Raw genomic sequence first — 20,283 nt, forward strand, 5'->3', positions numbered from 1 at the left:
CAGATGATCAACTGGTTCAAATACGCATCGCCAAGAACGTTTTATCCGCTTGCTGGGCGCCTGATCCCGTGGTTTGGCGCAGCCTCCGTCCTGTTGACTGCGGCGGGGTTATACGCAGGTTTCTTCATGGCGCCCACCGACGCCCAGCAAGGCGAGGGATACCGCATTATCTTCGTGCATGTGCCCGCCTCATGGATGTCGATGTTCATCTATTTGGTGATGGCTTTCTGGGCCGCAGTGGGGCTGGTTCTCAACAGCCGCCTGTCGGCCATGATGGCATCGGCCCTGGCCCCCACCGGCGCCATGTTCACCTTTCTCTCCCTATGGACCGGCGCCTTGTGGGGCAAGCCCATGTGGGGAGCCTGGTGGGTGTGGGATGCGCGCCTGACCTCAGAACTGATTCTGTTCTTCTTGTACATGGCCTTCATTGCGCTCCAGTCGGCCGTGGACGACCCTCGACGCGGCGACAAGGCCGCTGCCGTGCTGGCTCTTGTCGGCGTGGTGAACATTCCGATTATCTATTTCTCGGTCCAGTGGTGGAGCACCCTGCATCAGGGGGCCTCGGTCTCGCTGACACGCGCTCCGTCCATGGCAACGATCATGCTGGCCGGCATGCTGCTCATGGCCCTGGCCGCATGGGCGTACACCATCGCCACCGCACTAAGACGTATGCGCTGCATCATTCTGGAGCGCGAGCGCCATGCCGGGTGGCTGAACGAATTGAAGGAGATGCAAGAATGACATGGTCAAGTCCAACTGAATTCCTGGCCATGGGCGGCTATGGTGCATACGTATGGGGCGCCATGGGAATGTCCATCATCGCTGTGTGCGCCGAACAGATGCTTCTTGGACGGCGCCGTAGATCAGCGCTGCTGCAAGCAGTTCGCGAGCAGCGCATGCAAAAAAAGGCAGTCCAATGAAGAAGCGCCATCAACGCAGCTTGCTCATTGGAGGCGGGCTGGCCGCCATCGCCATTGCGACGGCGCTCGTCCTCAATGCATTCCAGAATAATCTTGTGTTCTTCTTTACGCCTACGCAGGTCAATGCGGGCGAAGCTCCCCAGGAACGCCTCTTCCGCGTCGGGGGGATCGTGCAAGCGGGCAGCGTACGGCGTGACGGCCTAACCGTGCAGTTCGTCGTGACCGACAACGCCAAGACGGTACCCGTCAGCTACACGGGCATACTCCCTGACCTCTTCAGCGAAGGCAAGGGCGTAGTGGTGCAAGGCAGGCTTGAGCTTGGCGGCCGGTTCCTGGCCCAGGAGGTACTGGCAAAGCATGATGAAAACTACATGCCTCCCGAAGCTCAGCACGCCTTGAACGAAGCCGAGAAAGCCACCAATGCAGGGAGGCCATGATCGCCATGCTTCCCGAGATCGGACATTTCTCCCTAATACTCGCGCTGTTCGTGGCGCTAGCGCAGGCCAGCCTGGCCCTTGCGGGCGCCGCGCGTGGCAATGCCGCCTGGATCGCCCTCGCGCGTCCCGCCGCACGCGCTCAGTTTCTTTTGGTGTCCATCAGCTTTATCGCGCTTGGCGGGTCGTTCTTCGCCAACGACTTTTCAGTTCTCTACGTGGCGCAGAACTCCAACTCTCAACTTCCCTGGTTCTATCGAATCGCCGCGACGTGGGGTGGACACGAAGGGTCGCTGCTGTTGTGGCTGCTGATGCAAACCGGATGGGCGTTTGCCGTAAGCTTTTTTTCAAGACAACTGCCGGAGGCTATGGTGGCGCGCGTACTGGGCGTGCTGGGCTTGGTCACCGTCGGATTTCTGCTGTTTGTACTGGCAACTTCCAATCCGTTCGAGCGGCTGATGCCTCCCGTCATGGAGGGGATGGACTTGAATCCGCTACTGCAGGATATCGGCCTGATACTTCATCCACCTTTACTGTATATGGGGTATGTCGGGTTCTCGGTGGCTTTCGCATTTGCCGTGGCCGCCTTACTGGCCGGAAAATTGGATTCTGCCTGGGCGCGATGGTCCCGGCCCTGGGCTACGGCTGCCTGGTTGTTTCTGACACTGGGCATCGCCCTGGGTAGCTGGTGGGCCTATTACGAACTCGGATGGGGCGGATGGTGGTTCTGGGATCCCGTGGAAAACTCGTCCTTCATCCCCTGGCTTGTCGGCACTGCCCTGATTCACTCCTTGGCCGTGACGGAAAAACGCGGCAGCTTCAAGAACTGGACAGTGCTCCTTGCCATCTGTACGTTCTCATTTTCCCTGCTGGGGGCCTTTCTGGTGCGTTCGGGTGTGCTGACGTCCGTGCACGCCTTTGCCACCGATCCCCGAAGAGGCGTGTTCCTGCTCATTCTTTTTGCTGTTGTGGTGGGAGCATCATTAGTGCTCTTTGCTCTGCGCGCCCCCAAAGTAAGCACAGGCGGCCAATTCTCATTGGTGTCGCGCGAGACTCTCTTGCTGGTGAACAATGTGCTGCTGGCTGCAGCGGCCGGCGCCGTAACCCTCGGAACCCTGTATCCGCTGCTGCTCGACGGCTTCGACCTAGGCAAGATTTCGGTCGGTCCCCCGTACTTCAATGCCATCTTCGTGCCGCTGATGATTCCCGCCCTGCTGCTTATGGCCATAGGGCCCGCAGCCAACTGGAAATCGGCGAAAATCGCGGCCTTGACAAAGCAGCTTCTGCATCCCGCATGGATAGCGCTGATCGTCGGCATCGGTGCCCCGCTCTTGCTGGGGCGATGGTCTGTGCTGATAGCGCTGGGACTGGGCCTAGCGGCCTGGATCGCGGCGTCGGTGGCCATCGGCGTGATGCAACGTGTGCGCGCCACCCGCAGTGGCCCGCTGAAACAGCCGCGCAGCTGGCTGGGAATGCATCTGGCTCATTTTGGCATTGCCGTGTTTGTCACGGGCGTCACGCTAGTCATGGGGTATGAAACCGAACAAGACCTACGCATGGAACCCGGCGCTACGGTGCAGGCGGGAAGCTATGACTTGACGTTCCGCGGGGTCACCAAGGCAACAGGCCCCAACTACGAGGCGGAAATTGGCGACGTGCTGCTCTCAAAGAACGGCAAAGCGCTGCGCACACTCCATCCCGAGAAACGCGATTACTTTTCATCGGACATGCCGATGACGGAAGCGGCCATTGACGCCAACGGCCTGCGGCACGTGTACGTCTCCTTGGGGGAACCTCTGGGCGGTGGATCGTGGAGCGTGCGGGTCTACTTCAAGCCGTTTGTCGATTGGATCTGGATCGGCTGTATCTTGATGGCACTTGGCGGGCTGTTGGCCATCAGCGATCGACGCTACCGGCTTAAACGCCGCCGGCGCCAAACAGACACGGCTGCCCATGGAGTTGACGCATGAATCGTTTTTTTTGGCCTTTGGCCGGACTGCTGTTACTGATAGGCCTATTGGCTATCGGCTTGACGTTGAAGCCCAGTGAAGTGCCTTCTCCGCTTATCGGCAAACCGGCACCCGTCTTTAGCTTGCCCAAGTTGGCAGCCCCGGACGAAACATTCTCGCCGCAATCCATGGACGGCAAGGTGTGGCTGCTGAATGTCTGGGCCTCGTGGTGCCCGCCCTGCCTTGAAGAGCACCCCGTCATTACCGATTTGTCGACCACCCACGGATTGTCGATTGTCGGTCTGAATTACAAGGATATGGCTGATGATGCAATCGCCTGGCTACAGCGCCATGGCGATGCCTATGAAGCAGTGATCACAGATCCCGAAGGCGTCGTCGGTATCGACTATGGTGTTTATGGCGTGCCGGAAACATATATCATCGATAAACAGGGTGTCATCCGCTACAAGCATATCGGCGCGGTCAGCTTCGGCGATGCTCGCGACACCATCCTGCCCCTGGTTCGAGAGCTGCAAAAATGAAGCGCATATGGCTGTTGCTGCTTTGCGCATCGGTTTGCCATCCCGTCTGGAGCAACGGCAGCGCGATTGAGGCGCGAATGCTGGATATCGCCACCGAGTTGCGCTGCCTAGTGTGCCAGAACGAATCAATTGCCGCCTCGCGCGCTGACTTTGCGAGGGACATACGGGAGCTGATTCGTAATCAGATCAAGGCGGGACGGTCAGAAGCTCAGATTCAGGATTTCCTGGTGGCGCGGTATGGCGACTTCATACTCTATCGGCCGCCATTGAAAGCTACCACGCTCTTTCTGTGGCTCGGACCCATGCTGCTGATGGTGGGCGGGCTCCTGGTGCTCGCCATGACACTGCGGCGCCGAAATAGAAACGCCGCGCCTGACCCGCTTGACGATGACGAACAACGCATGGCTGACGCCCTTTTACAGCGCAGCACCAGCGAAACTCATTCAAAAGGTAATTCATCATGAGCTTGCTCTTCGCTGGCATTGTGTCGTTGCTTTGCGCAACGGTGGCATTGTGGCTCGGCCGCGCCCTTTGGCGCGGCCCAGGCCAAGGTGATGAGATCGGGCATCACTCGGTCAACGCAACAGTTTTGCGCGATCAATTGGCTGAATTGGAAGGAGACGTCGCAAACCGTACACTATCCGAGCACGATTTTTCCGTGGCCAAGCAAGAGTTGCAGCGCCGCGCGCTGGATGAGGCGATACCTGGCTCGGCTCCCGCTACCGGTGCGCATAACAGCCGACGAGCAGCCGCGGTAGTGGGCATCGTCTTGCCTGTGGCCGCCCTGCTGGTGTACGCATACCTTGGCAGCCCGGCCGCAACGCGGCCCGCCCCAGCTCCCAGTGCTGCCACAATGACTCAGGCTGATGTGCAGAAGATGGTGGAATCTCTAGAGGCGCGCCTGAAAGAAAATCCGGACGATCCCGAGGGCTGGCTGATGTTGGGCCGCTCTTATCGATACTTTGGAAGATATGCAGATGCAGCCCAAGCTTTTTCCAAAGCTGCTCCCATCATCGAGGCGGACCCGCTTTCCCTGGCGGAATATGCCGAAGTGATCGCACGCAGCAGCGCAAGCGGATTTACCCAAGAAGCGACGCGACTACTTGACCGCGCCCTTACCCTCGACCCGGACGAACCATTCGCCCTCACCTTGGCGGGAAGGGCTGCATTCGAGCGCGGCGAATATCAGGCGGCCATTGGCTATTGGCAACAATTACTAGAACAGTTCCCGGCCGGTTCGGAAGCGGCCCAGGCGGTACTAAATGGCATTGATATGGCTCGACGAAGTGCTGGTGCCGCCTCTCCATAACCCATCAGCATACTTCGAACTCGCTTGGAAATCGCCTTCAAACCAGCTAATCGGTTTCTCGCATATAAGCCCGGGGACTGCACTTCATCTCGGTAGATCGATTCCAGACAGCTTGTCCGGACATCGATGTACGCTTGGACACCAACCACAAATCGGTAGACTTCGCAGCCCAGCGCATCGATATCGGTGTGCGCTACGGCATGGGGGACTGGCCAGGCCTGAAGGCCGACAAGCTCATGGATGAAGAAGCTTTTCCCGTATGCTCCCCTGAGCTGCTGCATCAGTTCAGGCAACTACGCAAGCCAAGTAATCTAATTCGCGAAACGCTGATCCATGACTTGACGATGGCCGGCCATGCGGGCTTCCCGACCTGGGAGGAATGGATGAAGAAAGCCGGCGTTAGCGACACAGCGACGATCCATCGCGGCATGCCCCTCAATAACTCTGCAGCCGTGCTGCAGACAGCTATTGAGGGGCATGGCATCGCGCTCGCACGCAGCATCATGGCCCGCGACGATCTGTCGAGCGGGCGCCTCGTGAGGCTATTCCCAGACATCAGCTTAGCGTTGAATGCCTCTTATTACATCGTTTACCGACCCGAGTGCGCCAATCTACCCACACTAGCGGCATTCAGGGAGTGGTTAATCACTGAGGCGGATGACTAATCACAAAGTAAAATTTCAAACGGAAGGGCTGCGCTGTCGCCCAATCTCCCACGACACCCCACCGCCATGCACTGTTGCGGCGATCTGCTGGCCCAGCCGCTGCTCGATCACCGGTCGCCACGGCACCAGACTGAACCCCATGCCGTCATCAAGCATCGCGTAACGCCCGCTGACGAGCATGATTGAGCGTCGGTAGATACCGGCCACGCGCTGCCCATCAGCCACGGGCCGATGCTCCAGACCGGTTTCGGCGGCAATGTCCTTGGCAGCCCGCGCCAGTTCCCGATTGCGCAGCGTGCTCAGCAGATTGCCCGCCAGGATCACGCGCTGCCCGCGCCGCTGGGCCAGTCCTTGCTCTTCGAGGAAGTCGGCGCGCTGCTGCATGGCTTGTTTGGCCTCGCCACCAAAACCCATATCCTCCAGCCCCTTGCCGCGGCCAATCAACTGGTGATCAAGCCAGGTGGCCCCAATCACGCGAGTTTGCCGCTCGATGGGAAGGGGTGATTTCAGTTCCACCGCCACACCTCCCTGCCGCTGCGCGTCATACTGGCGGCCACGTTCGGGGAGGTCACGCGGTACTTTCCATAGTCCATCAGCCACGCGCTCCACAATTCCGGCGCGGCGCAGGGCTTCCAGCCGGCGAACATGCGCCGCGACGACTTCCTGCGGGTCGCGACCAGCTTTGGCGCGACCTTGCTCAATAGCAAGGTGGTGATCGATACGATACAAACCGTCGCTTGCCAGTTCCACGATGTTGCGGTCAGCCGCTCGAATGTCGGCGGAACCCTTCACTTCCACCACCGCGCCGGTTGGATAGTTGGCCGGTTCGTCGCGAGCATTGAGTGCAACGTAATGGGCCTTGCCGTCCACGCCGTCGATCACCAGATAGCCCCGGTCGCGCAGCTCATCATCCAGCCCCTTGGCCGCCACGCGCCCAACGATGACGCGTCCACCTCCATCATCATCTTGGCCCGGCTCGAATACGGCAAGTTCGCGTTGTTTTCCGCTCATGGCCCGCTGCATGGTGCGGATAATGTCGCCCCGCTCGCTCAGGGCGCGCAAGATTTTTTCAGCGTCGGTGTGCATGGCCCAGGTGCCGGGCTGTATTTCATCGGCCAGCCCTAGGCGCTGCAAGCGTTGCAGGCGACCGATCAGCAACAGGCGCTGGCGTTGCAATGTCGGCTCATTGAAGCGTTGGATCTGCACCCGTCCATCCTCTCCGATCTCACGTTGCAGGGTGCGATCCAGGCTCGTCCACCGTTCCTGCTCCACTTCGCGCTGCATGGCCTGCTGGATTTCCAGCTCGGTGCGCGGCCCCAGCCATTCGGTCGCCAGCTCAGAAGCGCGATGACGCAAGCCCTGGGCGATATAGTCGCCCGCAATGATGAGGTCTTGACCGGTCTCGTCGCGCCCGCGCACGATCAGGTGGGTGTGCGGGTTGTCGGTATTCCAGTGATCCACCGCCACCCAATCCAGGCGCGTGCCCAGGTCGGCTTCCATGCGGTTCACCAGATGCCGGGTGTAGGTGCGCAGGTCACCCAGCTCCGCGCCATCTTCGGGCGAGACAATGAAGCGGAAATGATGCCGGTCGTCTGCGCAGCGTTCCTTGAAGGCATCCAGATCGCCGACGTCCGTCTGTGGCCCATAGGCTTGGCCTGGCTCGCCATTGCGGCCCGCGCCGTCACGCTCGACGTAGCGCAGGTGCTTGGCAAGCGACTGTGGGCTGGCACGTTGCTGATTGACCAGCAGCGTCTTAATGGTCACGCGCCGCGAGAATGGCGTGAGATTGGCGCCTGCGAAGCGCGCCGCCGTATGGCCGCGACCCAGGCGTGCGCCGGGACGCTGACCGGTGCGTGCGCCACGGCTACCGGCTGCGGAATGACGCATCGAGGACTTGCCCCCGCTGGCCTTGCCGGTCTGCTTGAGCACCTTGGAAATAAAACCTTGGCCTTGACCCTTGCCCCGGTTCTTCGGGGCGCTGGGGCGCACCCGGAAATCATCATCGCGGCGGTCGCTCATGGCTACGCTTTCTGTAAGTTCTGACTGAAGCTGCGGCGTAGCCGGTCGTGTGAAGCACGCGGCAAGCCCTCTCTTGGCGCGAGCCTCGCGCCCCCAGCGGCACGACGGCAACGCCGCGTCGTGCCGCGCCACCCCCACGTGCAGACTGGCTTTGCGGGCGGCTGTGTGCCGCCCCCTTTTGTCTTGCCTTCCGCCTTTGCCTGTCGCTTTCGCTCCGGGCGTCGGCGGTCCGGCAGCGCTGTGCTGCCGACAGCCAGCCCGCCGGCGAACGCGCCAATGGCCGCAGGCCGGGCGCGTTCGAGGCAAGACGCCTGCTCGTTGGACGGCTGCGCCGGATGTTGCGCGAGGCGCGGCGCGAATGCGCCCGTGCTGCACGCGCGACGACACGGCGGCAGCAGCCGGAACAGCATGCCCGATGGCACGATGAGATGCACGGCAACGTGCAGCGAATCGGCGGCCATCATGGATGTGTCTCCAGCCAGATCGGATGCGCGACGCCAATCACGCCGGATGCGCTGACCGGGCCGAAATAACGGCTGTCGAACGACGCCGGATGTGTGGCGCTCAGCAGGAACAGTTCGCTCTCAAGGAGTGGTCGGCAATGCGGCCAGAAGGGCAGCGGCCGGCCTAGCCGGTCGGCAGGCAGTGCGGCGGCCACCGGCACGCCGTCGATACGCACCTGACCGTCGATAATGCAGACGTGCTGCGGCGCGACGGCGCCCACACGTTTGAGCAGCGGGATATGTGCGGGCAGGTAGCCGCGCTGCGCGGCCAGTACGGCGGCGTCAGCAGGCAATCGAGTCAGAACAATACTGCCCACTTCCAGCCGACGGGGCAGCGAACCGGACTGATGTTGGAATGGTTTGACGCGATACCAGCCGGCCGGAACGCTGCTGGACGGGTTGTAGATCAGGCGCGGTAGCGGCTGCACGAACGTCGCCCAGGCGAGCGCCGCGAGGCCAACGGCGGCGAAGCCCGCCAGGACGATGCGAGCGCGCACGCGTGAGCGAGGAAACGGCGCGACTTCGGGTGTGCGGGCGGTGGTGGAATCGGGGGTCATGACAGCGCCCTCCCAGCCAGCCAGGCAGTGTGCCGCTCAATGGTGTATTCGGGCAACGCCAGGCGGGCCGCCAAACGGTTGCCCAGCGTGCGCCAGTACGCTGGCGATGTAGCGGCGGGCACGATGCCCAGCGCCTCGATGGCGTCAATGCGCTCCAGCACAGAACGAACTGGATGATTACCTTCGACGTTCAGCAGCAAACGCGCACCGGGCTGCACGCCGGGAATGCGCTGCGCCGCGTCCAACGGTGTGCAAGCCTGCATTACCATGAGCTGCCAGCGTACCGTGCCGTAATCGTTGGCCTGCCAGCGGACGCGGCAGAACATCACGCCCGGCATAAACACCGCCCAGCGCCGCCAGCGATCCAGCCGGATCATATGTGCCGGTTCGCCAAAACGCAGATAGAGATTGAAATGCGGTTCGATCGTGGCGAGCGCCACCCGCGTCAGCGGCACGCTGTTGGCTTGGTTGGCAAGCGTGGCGGATAGCGGCAGCGATGCCGCCGTCGCCGCGCCAAAAGCAGGCGAAGCGGATGTATTCATGGCGTGTCCTCTTTGCGATGTTCTGGAAACTCGCGCTCCAGCAGACCGCGCAGCAGGTCGGCCACGGTCACGCCTTGCGTGAAGGCCGACACCTTGATGCGTGCGCGCAGCGCGGGGGTGATGTCCAGCGTCAGGCGGGCGGTGTAGCAGTCGCCCTTGTTCAGTGCGCCGGCGTCGCCCTGGCGAATCCACGCCTCGGCGTGTGGATTCACGGGCGGACGCATACCTATTCCGACGCGCTTGGCCGGGCGTTTGCTGTTCGGTGGCAGCCTCGCTCTCATGTCGGCCACCGCAGCAGTTCATCGACCAGGGCCGTGATTTCACGCGCCGCCGCGCTGTCGGGCGCTGTCTCGCGTGCCAGCCGCCCGGCGGCCACGCTGTCGGCAAAGATGATTCTTTGCCGGACCTCGGCGCGCAGCGTCGGCAGCAGCAGATCGGCCAGCGCCTGGCGCGCTTCGCGCCCAATGACGGTGGTGCTGACCCGTCGATTGATGACAAAGGCCGCTTGCAAGGCGGGCCGGAACACCTGGGCCTCGCGAATCAGCGCCACCATCTCGGCGCTGGCCCATAAGTCGTAAGGGCTGGGCTGAACGGGAATCAGCACGTAGTCGGCCGCCAGCAGCGCGGAGCGCGCCAGGGCGGCGATGCGTGGCGGCCCGTCGATCACGACATGATCGGCCCGTCTGGCCAGCTCCGGCGCTTCCTGATGCAGTGTTTCGCGAGCAAGGCCCACGGCGCTGAACAGCCTTGGCAAACCTTGCTGACTTCTGCGCTGCGTCCAGTCCAGTGAGGAACCCTGCGGGTCGGCGTCCAGCAGGATGACCTGCTGACCGCGCAGCGCGAGTTCTCCAGCGATGTGGGTGGCGAGTGTGGTCTTGCCGGCGCCCCCTTTCTGGTTGAGCAAGGCAATAATCATGGCGCAGCCCTCCCACCTGGAATGCCTGTCTGTTTTTGCCTTGCCAGACGGGCATGGTGCTTCGGCTGATTTTGCTGTTCAGACCGTCCCGATTGTTGGTTTTTGGAAGCTGCCCACCGATATGGCGCTTCTCTATTAAAAGTTAGAGTAGTTAAGTTAGGTAAGTTAAGGGGCGCGCAAAGCCAGCAATGGCGCCGGGTTGCGGCCATTTTTGTTGCCTGATAGCACGAGGATGTGTTGCCTGATAGCACGAGTGTTCCGTTGCCTGATAGCACGACACTATCCACAGGATATTCACAACTTACCCACAGATTTATCCCCGTGCCGTGGGCGGCACGGGCCGGAACGTGAGCAGTTCGGTTTTGTCCTCCGGTACGAGTTCGATGCCCAGGACGTAGCCCGGCAGCGATTGGCGCGCAACCAAGGCGCGCAAGTCGGCGGCAAAGTCGTAGAAGCGCGCTACGCTGCCCGATTTGCGGTACAGGTGCCGGAAGTCGAATTGCCAGCCGTCCGGCTGCTTGCCGCCGTGCTTGCGCACCAGGCGGTACAGCCAGCGTTCGATGCCGCCCGTCAGGCGGAAGTATGCCGGGTCGATGGTCAGCACCAGGGCCGCATCCATCACCCCGGCATAGAACCAGTCCGGCAAAATCAGTTCGATGCCCAGCGGCTTGCCATCGGCATCGGCCAGCTCCTTCCATTCGTTGATCCACGAGAAGCGGTGCAGCCGCCGCCCCGTGGTTTCGCGGATGGATGTGGCCACGCTGGTCGATTGCAGCCGGTCGAGGGCGGCTTTCAGGCGCTGGTAGTCGCGCAAGGACGTACCGCGCCCAATGAAGCGCAGGATCTCGTAGGGACGCACCTGCATCAACCGTGAGCTGCGGATGCCCGCATCGCGGGCTTGCACGATCTGACTGGCGGCCCAGATCAGAATGTCGGCATCCCAGATCGTGGCAATACCGTGTTCCTGTGTACCCTCCACGCGGATGGTGACGTTCCCGCTGTGAAAGTCGATGGGCGCAACGCGCCGCGACTTCGCCAACGAGAAGAAGGGATAGGCCATCAAATCCTGAGCATCGCGCGGCGCCATGTCCTCGCCCGGTAGTGCGCGGAACAACGCCAGTTGTTCGCGCTGCGGCGGGGGTCGCAGCCGTGATGACTGCGAAGGACTGGACATGGCGATGGCCGCCCGCACCCGAACGCTCAGCGACCGTCACGATAATCACCCTCATGGCGCTCGGCGTATTCCGGGTCGGATGTCGCCTCGTAGCTGCGCGCATCGGCCCAGGCGTCCAGATCGGCCACCGCATACATGACGCGCCGGCCGAATTTACGAAACGTCGGCCCGCCGCCGATCACGCGCTGCTTTTCCAGCGTGCGCGGCGACAGGCGCAGGTACTGGGCGGCTTCGTCGTTGGTCAAGTAGCGTTGGGGCTGCGCGGGCGTGGCAATGGGTGCGGCGGCGGGCCGTAAGGGAGCGGGTCGCATGAGATGAACCTCCATCGGTCGGTAGAGCCGGCGGCGCCAGTGCTGCCGGATGGAGACAGTCTCAACAAAGCCGGGCGACTTGCTCAGGGACGTTTTGCAGGGGATGAAGATCGTCCCTGTACAGGCTCGGGCAACTGTGCCAGGCGGCGGTAGCCGCCGCGCATCAGCGCATCGCCTCGCCGAACCAGGCGGCGCATGCGAGCGCGCATAGCGCCATCGGCATGCCAGTCGCGGGCCACCGCCTTGGAGCCAAACAGCCCTTCGGCGATGTCGCGCAAGGACGCACCCGCCAGGGTCGCGTCGAGCGCTTGCAAGGTGTGCAGTTCCTGCAAGGCCGACAAGGCGGGCCGGGGCCGCACCACGGCAATGGGAACGGCGTCGTTGACCAGAGCCAGATTGTTCATTTCCAGCGTGAGCGCTTGCGCGTGCGCAAGAAGATCGGCGCCGGCGCGCACGGCATAGACGTAGGCCATGCCGTCTGCCAGGCCAGGGGCCACCGCCAGCCGCAGGCAGCTACCCGGCCAACGCACCCGCAGCACCAGGCGTACACCGTCGTGAATCAGGGATTTGTCACCGGGGATGCGCCAGAGCGTGAATAGCGTGGCACCCGGCATGGGGTCGGCGTCCGGGTAAAGATGAACGCCATGAGAATTAGGGAACCAGATCGGATGTGCGTCACGCGCATCCAGGGCGGGGTCTTCCAGCAGGCGCAAGCCCCAGCGCTGCGCCGTGGGCTGCGCGGCTTCCGGCTGCTGGGAATGGCGCAGCCAATCTTGCCGGTAATCAGGATGGCGGCGCAGATATTCCCAGGCCAGCGCCGGGCCATCCAAGTGCAGGATGTAGAGATACGCGGCAACCGGATGCCAGTGCTTGGCGAGCGAATCGGCCATGACGCAACCCCCTTTGACTCAGCGGGGCAGCACCATCGGAAAATAAACACGAGCCAATAAACACAAGCCAGTTTCAATACGTTAAGATTTAACTACCAATCGCATAAAATGAAACTAAAAACATCAAGTCCGATTGCGTCTTAACCATTGCACCAGTGATCAGAATGCGATGATGGCACCGCTGAAGAATCAGCAAGCAGCATCCATGACCCTGCCGCATTTCGCGCAGAAGATCATGACTATTTAAGTCTGGGCCGTCGCGTATTCATGCAAGACTCATGATTCAGACCGTCACGGTCTTGAACATGACTGAAATAGTCACAATGCGCCTGGATGAGATGGGCTGCGCGGCTCGTATTGCGACTGCCTGTTAATCCGTGATCGAACCGTTTTCTTGCGCCAGGCGCACGTATTCCGAGAGCGGGCGCACCGCCTGGAAATAGCGGTCGCGCATCACGGGCTGCTTGCGTGGGCCGACGATGGAGGCCAAGGCGGAAAGCTGCACAGTGCCCAGCGCCGGCATGCCTATCCCCAGGTCGATCAGCCCATACGCCGTGTCGCCATCAGCCGGATCGAGTGCGGTCAGCAGCCAGGTCGCATGCGCGTCCGGCGTGAAAAGCCGCACGACCGGCGGCGGGTCGATACGCTGGCCCGCAGCGCGGGCCTGCCCGTGAGCGAGCAGTTGTGCGCGTTCGTCGTCGGTGATGAGTGAAAGGTTCACGTGTGCTCTGCCAAAACGTAAAACCGCTGATCTGCCTTTGTGCATTTGTGCGAAGACCCGAAAGCGGTTTGTCTCGAATCCGTAAAAGCGGGCAATCGTAATGCCGATTGTGCGCAAGCCCTGAAAAGCACGCTTGCGCATCTGCGCTTTAAAAGGAATCCACCTTGACGGGTTTGCGTCATTACACAAGAAAAAGCTGAAATCTGGATGAATGAGTTAAAGATAACGTGGTTTTAATTGTGCCGCCAAACGACGCTTGTGTCTATGCAAAAGCGTCCCATCCAGCGCGGCCGGCCACCCGGCGCCACTACCTATGATGCCGAACTGGCGCACGCCTTCGGTACAGCGGTGCGTGCGCTGCGCACGGAACGCGGCATCGCCCAGGAAATGCTGGCGAACCTCGCCAATGTTGAACGCTCCCATCTGGGCAAGATCGAGCGCGGCGAACACACGCCCACCCTGGCGATTATCTTCAAGATCGCCGGCGCGCTGGAATGCAGCACGGCCGTGCTCATGACCCGGACAGAAGCCCAGCTTGCCCAAGGCAAGGTCTCAGAATAAAGGTCTGGGGCGGCTGTGCCGCCATGGGCTGTTAGGTGAACAGGCGCCCCGCCGAAAGGCGGGGCGCGGTGGTTTAAGCCGCCTGCGGCTTGCTGCGCGACCACAGCAGATCATGCGTGCCGTCCTCGCCTTCGATCAGGCGGGCATAGACCGTGGCCGGGAACGTGGGGTCGTCCAGGGTGACGGACAGGTATTCCCGCCCGGCCTCGCTGGTTTTCTTCCACGCCGCGCCGATGTCATGACTCGCCGCCTGCAAGCGGAAGTCGGGGGCTTTGTCGTTTTCGCCCTTGTCGTTGGCAACCAGCTTGACCTTGACATTGAGCGTCAGGGTGCGCAGGGTGCCGGTGTAGCCATCTTTGTCTGCGGTGAAGGTGCCGATGTTAGCCATGATGATTCTCCTTTCAGGAATTCAAGGTCGCGCCAGTGCGTCCTTGTTGTGATCCGGTCGGCGGGGGTGGGCGGGCCGCACCGCGCCAGCGGCCGTAACAACGTGAAGGGCCGGGAAGCACAAAGAATTTGTCCCGCGAGGAAGCCGCCCGCGGCGGCGGGGAAATTGTTTGTGCTGGACGGTTGCGACCAATAAGCCCGAAGGCTTGCCGTCCCCCGCCAGGATTCACGACAAGACAAGGACGTACAGGCCGACCGTCCTGCAAAGAGAGGTGGCGAACTCGGTTTCTCCGCATACAGGCTTGACCGGCAAGCGCCCTGATGCGGGCAAGAACCAGGCTCCCAATGTGGGGTGAAAACGCACCCGCCGCAAGTGGCGGCGCTGTCGTCGAAAACGCGGTGTGGAAGCTCCATAAGCCAGACCGGGCAGCGTGTCGGTGAACCGCCCCTCCTGATGTCCAGACAAACAACCGCCAGCATCGAGGACGGCACGCTTGCGTGCAACCTGCGCCAGCAAGCCCAGGCGTAGCGTGACCCGCGCCGCCGTTTGGCGGGGCGCCATATAAAAACCGAAAGCACTTGAGGCTGCCTATCTGACAACAGCACAGGGTATAACGCGCCCTGTGCTGTTGTCGGAGCTTTACAGTTGCCCCCGCTCTGCCAGTGAGGTTGTGCTTGCCGCCGTCACGAGGACATGATCGAGAAGCCGTACGTCTACCATCGCCAGCGCGTTTTTCAGATGTTTGGTCAGGTTCAGATCCGCCATGCTTGGCTCGGTTGAACCCGACGGATGGTTATGCGCCATGATGAGCGCGGCTGCGTTCAGACGCAGCGCCGTCTTAACGATCTCGCGGGGATAGACGCTGGCCTGACTCAACGTGCCCGACCCCTGCTCGATATAGCGAATCGGCTTGAAACGTGAGTCTAGATACAGGAAGGCGGCGCATTCGTGTCCCAGCCCGGCCAGCTTGGCCTGAAAAAACTGCTTCACCTTGGTCGGCTGATCGACCGGCGACGATTGGGAAACCAGGCTTTCCGCAGCCGTGCGGCCCGCCGCCAGAATCTGCTCGTCGCTGGCCAGCTTGTAGCGGCCGCTGGGACTGCGTACATACAGAGCGTATGTCTCGTCCATGTTGTCATAGCTCAGTGCGGCGATGGTGTTGTTCATGATGCTCTCCAGTGTTCAGGGCGGGATTGCCCGGAACCCGAAGGCATGGCGCAGCGCAGGTTTCAAGGGTCAAAGACGGCCAGCGGCCGCAAGCGGCGCCCACGGCGACGCGCCGCCCTTGAAAATAAGAACGACATGACACAATGACCGGGAGTAAAACAGCCCCCACCGTGTCACTGGGTTTTGCGTTGGAATCCTCTGCGTGCAACGCAGCCAGACTTTAATCGTTGCGGGTCGCGCAACGTGCACGCGCAGTGCGCAGCGCCCCCCGACGCGAAGGCGTGAGGGATGGAAGCCGAATGGCCGTGACGGCAAAGCCGGCATGTGGCGCTGCCCGACAGCCCGGCGGCGCGTGCGCCGACACGCACGGATTTATCCACAGATTCTGTGAGCAAGCCTGTGCATAAGAGATGAAGACTTTATGACAGCCCTTGTCATTCCGTGCCTTGCGCCTGGATGGGCTGCTATTTGTCCAGCGCAGCGATGGCCGCCCGCCCCCAGGCGCGCTTGTGTCATAGGCTCCGGTCGCCGCTGGCCCGGTGGGCGGCGAACGGCTGATTTGGCTTTTCGCTTTGGCTGTTATCACCGGGCGCGGCGATGCCGCGTCCGGATTTTGCCCACCGTCCACAATGACGGGGAGACATTGTGGACGGTGCGAAATAAACCCATGAACCGCCAGCGCCCCGGCTGAAACCGGGGCGCTGGTTGCTCGTCAGGGTTATGCGGCGACGGCATTCACCGCATCATTCAGCGTATCGGCATCCTCGACGGTTTCACCATCTTCGTCTGCCGCCATGTCCTGCGAGGCTGCCACCCGGAAGATGGCGGGCATCCATCCCATACCGGCCACCAGCCGTTCGGCTTCGCTGGCAATATCGGCCTTTTTCAGCTTCGCCAGCCGCGACACCTGATCAGGCGCGAACTCGCCCACGGCATCCAGAATCACGGCCTTGGAAATGTGCTTGAAGTAGCCTTCGGCGGTCGGCTGCCACCATGCCGCCATGTCCAGCCCCACGGCCTGCGCGAGCTCCGCACCCGGTTGCTGTGCGGTAGCGCGGGGGGTGATGATGTCCACCGTTGCCGCCGCGCATACTGCCAGCAGCCGCACCAGTGCATCTTGCGGCGTTGCCAGCAAGACGGTGAACAGGTCGGCGCTGTCCTGCGGCAAGCCTTCGCTCAAGACCTTTTGCAATTCTGCCAGCGCCACGGCGGCGGGAGATTCCGGCCAGTCCGGGGCCATGCTTTCCAGCCGGTCTTGCACGGTCAAGCGTATTTCCAGTGGCAAGCCGTCGCGATGATAGCGATCACGCTGCAAAACCGTCTGCACCATGCCATGCACCACAGCGGCCAGGGCAGCTTGTGGATTCCGGGCCAGTTCGATTTGCAGCGCAGCGGTGCGGTGGGCGCTCAAGCGCTGCGCCAGCCGGTCGGTCATGGAAGCGGCCTTGGGCTGTTCGTCATCCTCGCCTTCGCCGTTAACGTCATCCTCACCGCCGAAGCCTTGGCGCAGCCGCTCCAAAGTGCGCAGCGCCTTCGCTTCGGCTTCACGCATCAGACCGCGATACACCACAATTTCCCCTTGCCGATCAAGGGTAACAATGGCCCCTGCGGCGGCTTTCACGTTCGGGGCGTAATCCAGCAAGCGATCTTCCAGCGCCTGCAATTGTTCGCCCAAGCTGTCGCCCTGCTCCTGCAAGGCATCGGCTTTTTCCTCGTCATCATCGCTCAATGCCGCATCAATCGCTGCACCAGTGGCCTGCATCTTGGTTTCCAACCGCTCCATGCGCTCGGCCTCCCGCTTGGTGGGATTGCGCCGCTCACGTGGGGCTCGCTGGAAGGCTTGCAGGTCGGCATAGGTGGCAAAGGGCGTGGCATCCACCCAAGCCCACCCCTCCGCCTTCACTGTGGCCGCGTGGTCGTCCAGCTTTTGGCGCACCAGCGTTTCCAACAGTGCCGCGTCGGTGACATACACGCCACTATCGTCCTGCGCGAACAAATCACGACGAATGCCGCCGCCTGCGGCTTCGTAGGCGTCCAGTCCGACGAAGCGCACCAGCGCATGGCCTGCGTCAATTTCTCGCTCGGTCAACCGATCACGCAAGGCATGGGGGCTGCGCTGCCATTCGGGCGCGTCATAAAACGCGGCGTCTTGTGCCGCATGATCGTCTGTGATGGCAAGGGCCATCAACTGATCAAGGTTCACGGCATCGGCGCGGTAATCGGCCAGCAGGCGCGGCGAGACGTTCGCCAGTTTCAAGCGGCGCTGCACCACCAGCGGGGTGACGCTGAAATCCGCCGCAATGTCTTCAATGGGTCGGCCTTCCTTGACCAGTGCCGCAAACGCTTCAAACTGGTCTGCCGGGTGCATGGCCTCACGCTGCACGTTTTCGGTCAGGCTCACGGTGCGGGCGCTGGCGTCCGGCACCAGCAGGCATGGAACCTCCCAATCCTTGGCGATGCGGCGCTTTTTCGCCAGCAGCTTGAGCGCCGCCAGCCTGCGGCCACCGGCCACGACCTCGTAATGCTCGCCATTGACGGCGGCGATGACGGTGAGGTTTTGCAGCAGCCCCACGCGGGCGATGCTTTCCGCCAGCGCATCAATCGACTGGCCTGCGGTCTTGGACTTGCGCACGTTGCGCTTTGAAACGCGAAGCTGCGACAGCGGTACGAGAATCAGGTTTTGCGCCGGGGCGGCGGCTTCGGGCGTAGCGGTGTCGATAGCTTGGGCTTCGGTGTGGTTGATCGCGTTCATGGTGAACACTCCTTGAGGTTTTGCATTGCAGCCATGAAAAGCGCGGCAAGGGTGGCTGCCTGCCCCTGCCGCGTAGGGGAATCAGGCTTTCAACTGGCGCATACCCTCGGCCAACAGCCACAGGGAACGGTTCAGGCGAATGTCGGAATCAATGCCCTGCACCGCTCGGGTGCTTTGGCGGCGACCGTTGGCGCTGCGGCCACGCAAACCGCCTTTGGTGAGGTTTTCTTGCAGGCGGTTGAAGGTCATCCACAGATCGGGGCGGCGGTCGTCATACCGGCGCGGCATCAGAATCTGGCTTTCGGTGATAGGTGCAGGTTTGTCGGGGTCGTCGTACTTCAGGGCCAGTGCTGCGCGTGCGAGAACCTCGGCTTCTCCCGCGTCCAGCGTGATCGCCTGCATGGCTTCGCGGGATTCCTGTACCCGCTCGAAACCGTCTAGCACTTCATAAGCACCTTCGATGACCTGCCCGGTAATGTCGCCTTTATGCGGGATGCGAACATCGGCGACGGTGTCGCCGCACACCAGCCCATTGGCGCAAACAAATCTGAACGCGCCCGCCAGCATCTGATAGCTGCTCGTGCCATCGTGCGAGTTCAAAAGAATGATTTCATTGGCAATGCTGTCATTCACCTGATTGGCATGGCGCAGGCGAATCATGTGTTTGGTGTGTTCGCGCCGGTCTTCGTTACGTACCCGGGTCTGCGTCACCATGAAGGGTTCAAAACCTTCTTTCCGTAGCTCCGTCAGCACTGCCGCCGTGGGGATGTAGCTGTAGCGTTCTGAACGGCTTTCGTGTGGAGCATCGGCATAGATGGACGGCACCACCGCCCTGATCTGATCGTCCGATAGTGGGCGGTCGCTGCGAAGCACGGGGGAATGGGGAGCGAAGCGGGATGCAAGCATGGGATTTCTCCTGACAAAGAAAGGGTTTGCTGTTCACCGCACACCGGATTCCAAGATTCGGAAGCCCAACGCTTTTGAGCTGTTGTTGTGCGGTCGGCACGAAGAACCCGGTTGGCCTCGTTGCCACCGTCTTTCCTGAGTTCGTCGCCCGCGACGGTCAGGAGCCCACGAACGGGGGCCGTCAAGGAAAGAAGCGTCAGGAGGGTGCGGCCCGCAGGCGCAGCCGAGGACACGGCCTGGCGCGCCTTGACGGCACGCGGCCACGGGCTACAGTCGCGGACAAGGTGATGAAGTCAGGAAAGATGGTTGAGCAGGCAACGGCCAGGTCTTTGGTGTCGCCCGCAGGCAAGCGAAGCGCGCAGGCCCGAAGCGGGGAAGCCGGGCCGTAGGCGTCAGGGATGTGGAAGGCTGGCGATAGGCAGTCCCGTCAGGGATGAGCGGGAGCGAACCTGGAGCAGCGTGGTGCGCGAAGCGCAGACGCTATGGTTTGATTAGGTGATGAACTTCAACAGCGACAACACCGCCCTGTTCATTTTTGATACATTCTTGAGGGGCGCCACTGCCTTTCGTGGCAAGAGACGACAAGAAGTGGCAATGCTGGTCGGGCACATATTGCCATCCAGTCATTCGTTCGGCTGTAGCCTACACCATGTTCCCCAGATAGCTGCCGTAAAAACCACCTTTCTCACACCAAAGGAATATCTAGAATGGATTTCATTACTACCGGAGTCATCGCAAGCACGATTTACGACGTATTGAAACGCGGCGCTCAATTAAGCGGCGATATTCTAAAGAGTCGTTTAGGTAGCTGGATTAAAGACGAGGTGGTTGCTGATGCTTTGGCCACCGAACTTGCGAAACTCAATATCAACGACGAGTTAAGTGAGCTAGCCATTAATCGCCGCCTAGAAAATTCCTCGCAATTACTCACCCTACTTCAAGAAATCAACGCAAAGGCTGCCATAGCTACGCCATCCACAATCAATACCGTCACTCAAACTCACAACGGCAGTGGCGACAATGTAGCAGGCAACAAAATCACCCAGTGATCAATAAT

At 61.5% G+C, this 20,283-nt stretch carries 24 protein-coding genes and 1 pseudogene; 11 read left to right on the top strand and 14 right to left on the bottom strand.

Annotation, left to right across the window (positions count from 1 at the left end):
* Nucleotides 1-3: 3 nt before the first annotated feature.
* From ccmC to ERE07_RS01820, 8 genes and pseudogenes are all read left to right on the top strand, one after another.
* Nucleotides 4-741, top strand: a complete 738-nt coding sequence (gene ccmC / locus ERE07_RS01785) for a heme ABC transporter permease CcmC (protein WP_118994217.1) — start codon at nucleotides 4-6, stop codon at nucleotides 739-741.
* A complete protein-coding gene (locus ERE07_RS01790) occupies nucleotides 738-920 on the top strand; it encodes a heme exporter protein CcmD (protein WP_118994216.1) in 183 nt (60 codons plus the stop codon). The genes ccmC and ERE07_RS01790 overlap by 4 nt, the downstream gene beginning before the upstream one ends.
* On the top strand, nucleotides 917-1,357 hold the full coding sequence (gene ccmE / locus ERE07_RS01795) for a cytochrome c maturation protein CcmE (RefSeq protein WP_118994215.1): 441 nt from the start codon (nucleotides 917-919) through the stop codon (nucleotides 1,355-1,357). The genes ERE07_RS01790 and ccmE overlap by 4 nt, the downstream gene beginning before the upstream one ends.
* A gap of 5 nt (nucleotides 1,358-1,362) precedes the next feature.
* Nucleotides 1,363-3,324, top strand: coding sequence for a heme lyase CcmF/NrfE family subunit (locus ERE07_RS01800; RefSeq protein ID WP_118994358.1), 1,962 nt, complete (start codon nucleotides 1,363-1,365; stop codon nucleotides 3,322-3,324).
* Nucleotides 3,321-3,845: a DsbE family thiol:disulfide interchange protein gene (locus tag ERE07_RS01805; RefSeq protein WP_118994214.1), complete on the top strand. Its 525-nt coding sequence runs from the start codon at nucleotides 3,321-3,323 to the stop codon at nucleotides 3,843-3,845. The genes ERE07_RS01800 and ERE07_RS01805 overlap by 4 nt, the downstream gene beginning before the upstream one ends.
* Nucleotides 3,842-4,309, top strand: coding sequence for a cytochrome c-type biogenesis protein (locus tag ERE07_RS01810; protein ID WP_118994213.1), 468 nt, complete (start codon nucleotides 3,842-3,844; stop codon nucleotides 4,307-4,309). The genes ERE07_RS01805 and ERE07_RS01810 overlap by 4 nt, the downstream gene beginning before the upstream one ends.
* Nucleotides 4,306-5,154, top strand: coding sequence for a c-type cytochrome biogenesis protein CcmI (ccmI, locus tag ERE07_RS01815; RefSeq protein ID WP_118994212.1), 849 nt, complete (start codon nucleotides 4,306-4,308; stop codon nucleotides 5,152-5,154). Before ERE07_RS01810 ends, ccmI begins: the two co-directional genes overlap by 4 nt.
* Before the next feature lie 92 nt (nucleotides 5,155-5,246).
* Nucleotides 5,247-5,819: pseudogene (locus tag ERE07_RS01820) on the top strand (LysR substrate-binding domain-containing protein); the annotation flags it as partial.
* Nucleotides 5,820-5,834: 15 nt separating this feature from the next.
* On the opposite strand, the gene ERE07_RS01825 reads toward ERE07_RS01820, so the two are convergent.
* The 5 genes from ERE07_RS01825 to parA all read right to left on the bottom strand — a co-directional run bounded on the left by ERE07_RS01825 (nucleotide 5,835) and on the right by parA (nucleotide 10,356).
* Entirely contained in the window at nucleotides 5,835-7,838 is a 2,004-nt protein-coding gene (locus tag ERE07_RS01825) for a relaxase/mobilization nuclease and DUF3363 domain-containing protein (RefSeq protein ID WP_130007119.1), read from the bottom strand.
* A gap of 460 nt (nucleotides 7,839-8,298) precedes the next feature.
* Nucleotides 8,299-8,898: a S26 family signal peptidase gene (locus ERE07_RS01835; RefSeq protein ID WP_118994208.1), complete on the bottom strand. Its 600-nt coding sequence runs from the start codon at nucleotides 8,896-8,898 to the stop codon at nucleotides 8,299-8,301.
* Nucleotides 8,895-9,440, bottom strand: coding sequence for a DUF2840 domain-containing protein (locus tag ERE07_RS01840; RefSeq protein WP_118994207.1), 546 nt, complete (start codon nucleotides 9,438-9,440; stop codon nucleotides 8,895-8,897). Before ERE07_RS01840 ends, ERE07_RS01835 begins: the two co-directional genes overlap by 4 nt.
* Nucleotides 9,437-9,721 (bottom strand): chromosome partitioning protein ParB, encoded by a 285-nt coding sequence (locus ERE07_RS01845; protein ID WP_118994357.1) that lies wholly within the window; start codon nucleotides 9,719-9,721, stop codon nucleotides 9,437-9,439. Before ERE07_RS01845 ends, ERE07_RS01840 begins: the two co-directional genes overlap by 4 nt.
* Nucleotides 9,718-10,356 carry a ParA family partition ATPase gene (gene parA, locus ERE07_RS01850; RefSeq protein ID WP_118994206.1) on the bottom strand — a complete coding sequence of 213 codons (639 nt, stop codon included), beginning with the start codon at nucleotides 10,354-10,356 and terminating at the stop codon, nucleotides 9,718-9,720. The genes ERE07_RS01845 and parA overlap by 4 nt, the downstream gene beginning before the upstream one ends.
* Between parA and ERE07_RS21590 the strand changes: the two genes are divergently transcribed.
* Nucleotides 10,355-10,495: a hypothetical protein gene (locus ERE07_RS21590; protein WP_164878370.1), complete on the top strand. Its 141-nt coding sequence runs from the start codon at nucleotides 10,355-10,357 to the stop codon at nucleotides 10,493-10,495. The genes parA and ERE07_RS21590 overlap by 2 nt on opposite strands.
* A gap of 174 nt (nucleotides 10,496-10,669) precedes the next feature.
* On the opposite strand, the gene ERE07_RS01860 is transcribed toward ERE07_RS21590, so the two are convergent.
* From ERE07_RS01860 to ERE07_RS01875, 4 genes are all read right to left on the bottom strand, one after another.
* Nucleotides 10,670-11,530 carry a replication initiator protein A gene (locus ERE07_RS01860; RefSeq protein ID WP_118994356.1) on the bottom strand — a complete coding sequence of 287 codons (861 nt, stop codon included), beginning with the start codon at nucleotides 11,528-11,530 and terminating at the stop codon, nucleotides 10,670-10,672.
* A gap of 26 nt (nucleotides 11,531-11,556) precedes the next feature.
* A complete protein-coding gene (locus tag ERE07_RS01865) occupies nucleotides 11,557-11,841 on the bottom strand; it encodes a helix-turn-helix transcriptional regulator (RefSeq protein ID WP_118994205.1) in 285 nt (94 codons plus the stop codon).
* An 83-nt stretch (nucleotides 11,842-11,924) separates the two neighbouring features.
* Nucleotides 11,925-12,731 (bottom strand): DUF2285 domain-containing protein, encoded by an 807-nt coding sequence (locus ERE07_RS01870; RefSeq protein WP_118994204.1) that lies wholly within the window; start codon nucleotides 12,729-12,731, stop codon nucleotides 11,925-11,927.
* A 370-nt stretch (nucleotides 12,732-13,101) separates the two neighbouring features.
* A complete protein-coding gene (locus ERE07_RS01875; RefSeq protein ID WP_118994203.1) occupies nucleotides 13,102-13,452 on the bottom strand; it encodes a DUF2958 domain-containing protein in 351 nt (116 codons plus the stop codon).
* Between the two features lie 264 nt (nucleotides 13,453-13,716).
* Here ERE07_RS01875 and ERE07_RS01880 point away from each other — a divergent pair, with 264 nt between their 5' ends.
* Complete coding sequence (locus ERE07_RS01880) at nucleotides 13,717-14,013, top strand: helix-turn-helix domain-containing protein (protein ID WP_118994202.1); 297 nt, start codon at nucleotides 13,717-13,719, stop codon at nucleotides 14,011-14,013.
* A gap of 73 nt (nucleotides 14,014-14,086) precedes the next feature.
* Here ERE07_RS01880 and ERE07_RS01885 read toward each other — a convergent pair whose 3' ends face one another.
* From ERE07_RS01885 to ERE07_RS01905, 5 genes are all read right to left on the bottom strand, one after another.
* Complete coding sequence (locus ERE07_RS01885) at nucleotides 14,087-14,401, bottom strand: DUF736 domain-containing protein (protein WP_118994201.1); 315 nt, start codon at nucleotides 14,399-14,401, stop codon at nucleotides 14,087-14,089.
* 225 nt (nucleotides 14,402-14,626) lie between these two features.
* Nucleotides 14,627-14,962 (bottom strand): hypothetical protein, encoded by a 336-nt coding sequence (locus tag ERE07_RS01890; RefSeq protein WP_128354956.1) that lies wholly within the window; start codon nucleotides 14,960-14,962, stop codon nucleotides 14,627-14,629.
* A 78-nt stretch (nucleotides 14,963-15,040) separates the two neighbouring features.
* Nucleotides 15,041-15,568, bottom strand: a complete 528-nt coding sequence (locus tag ERE07_RS01895; protein ID WP_164878371.1) for a JAB domain-containing protein — start codon at nucleotides 15,566-15,568, stop codon at nucleotides 15,041-15,043.
* A 718-nt stretch (nucleotides 15,569-16,286) separates the two neighbouring features.
* Nucleotides 16,287-18,320, bottom strand: coding sequence for a ParB/RepB/Spo0J family partition protein (locus tag ERE07_RS01900; RefSeq protein WP_118994199.1), 2,034 nt, complete (start codon nucleotides 18,318-18,320; stop codon nucleotides 16,287-16,289).
* Between the two features lie 81 nt (nucleotides 18,321-18,401).
* A complete protein-coding gene (locus ERE07_RS01905) occupies nucleotides 18,402-19,226 on the bottom strand; it encodes a DUF932 domain-containing protein (RefSeq protein ID WP_118994198.1) in 825 nt (274 codons plus the stop codon).
* A gap of 707 nt (nucleotides 19,227-19,933) precedes the next feature.
* On the opposite strand from ERE07_RS01905, the gene gapS6a reads away from it, so the two are divergent.
* Nucleotides 19,934-20,275 (top strand): GapS6a family protein, encoded by a 342-nt coding sequence (gene gapS6a, locus ERE07_RS01910; RefSeq protein ID WP_118994197.1) that lies wholly within the window; start codon nucleotides 19,934-19,936, stop codon nucleotides 20,273-20,275.
* The last annotated feature ends 8 nt before the right edge of the window (nucleotides 20,276-20,283 follow it).

The sequence above is a fragment of the Allopusillimonas ginsengisoli genome, assembly GCF_004153455.1.
GTDB lineage: Bacteria > Pseudomonadota > Gammaproteobacteria > Burkholderiales > Burkholderiaceae_B > Allopusillimonas > Allopusillimonas ginsengisoli.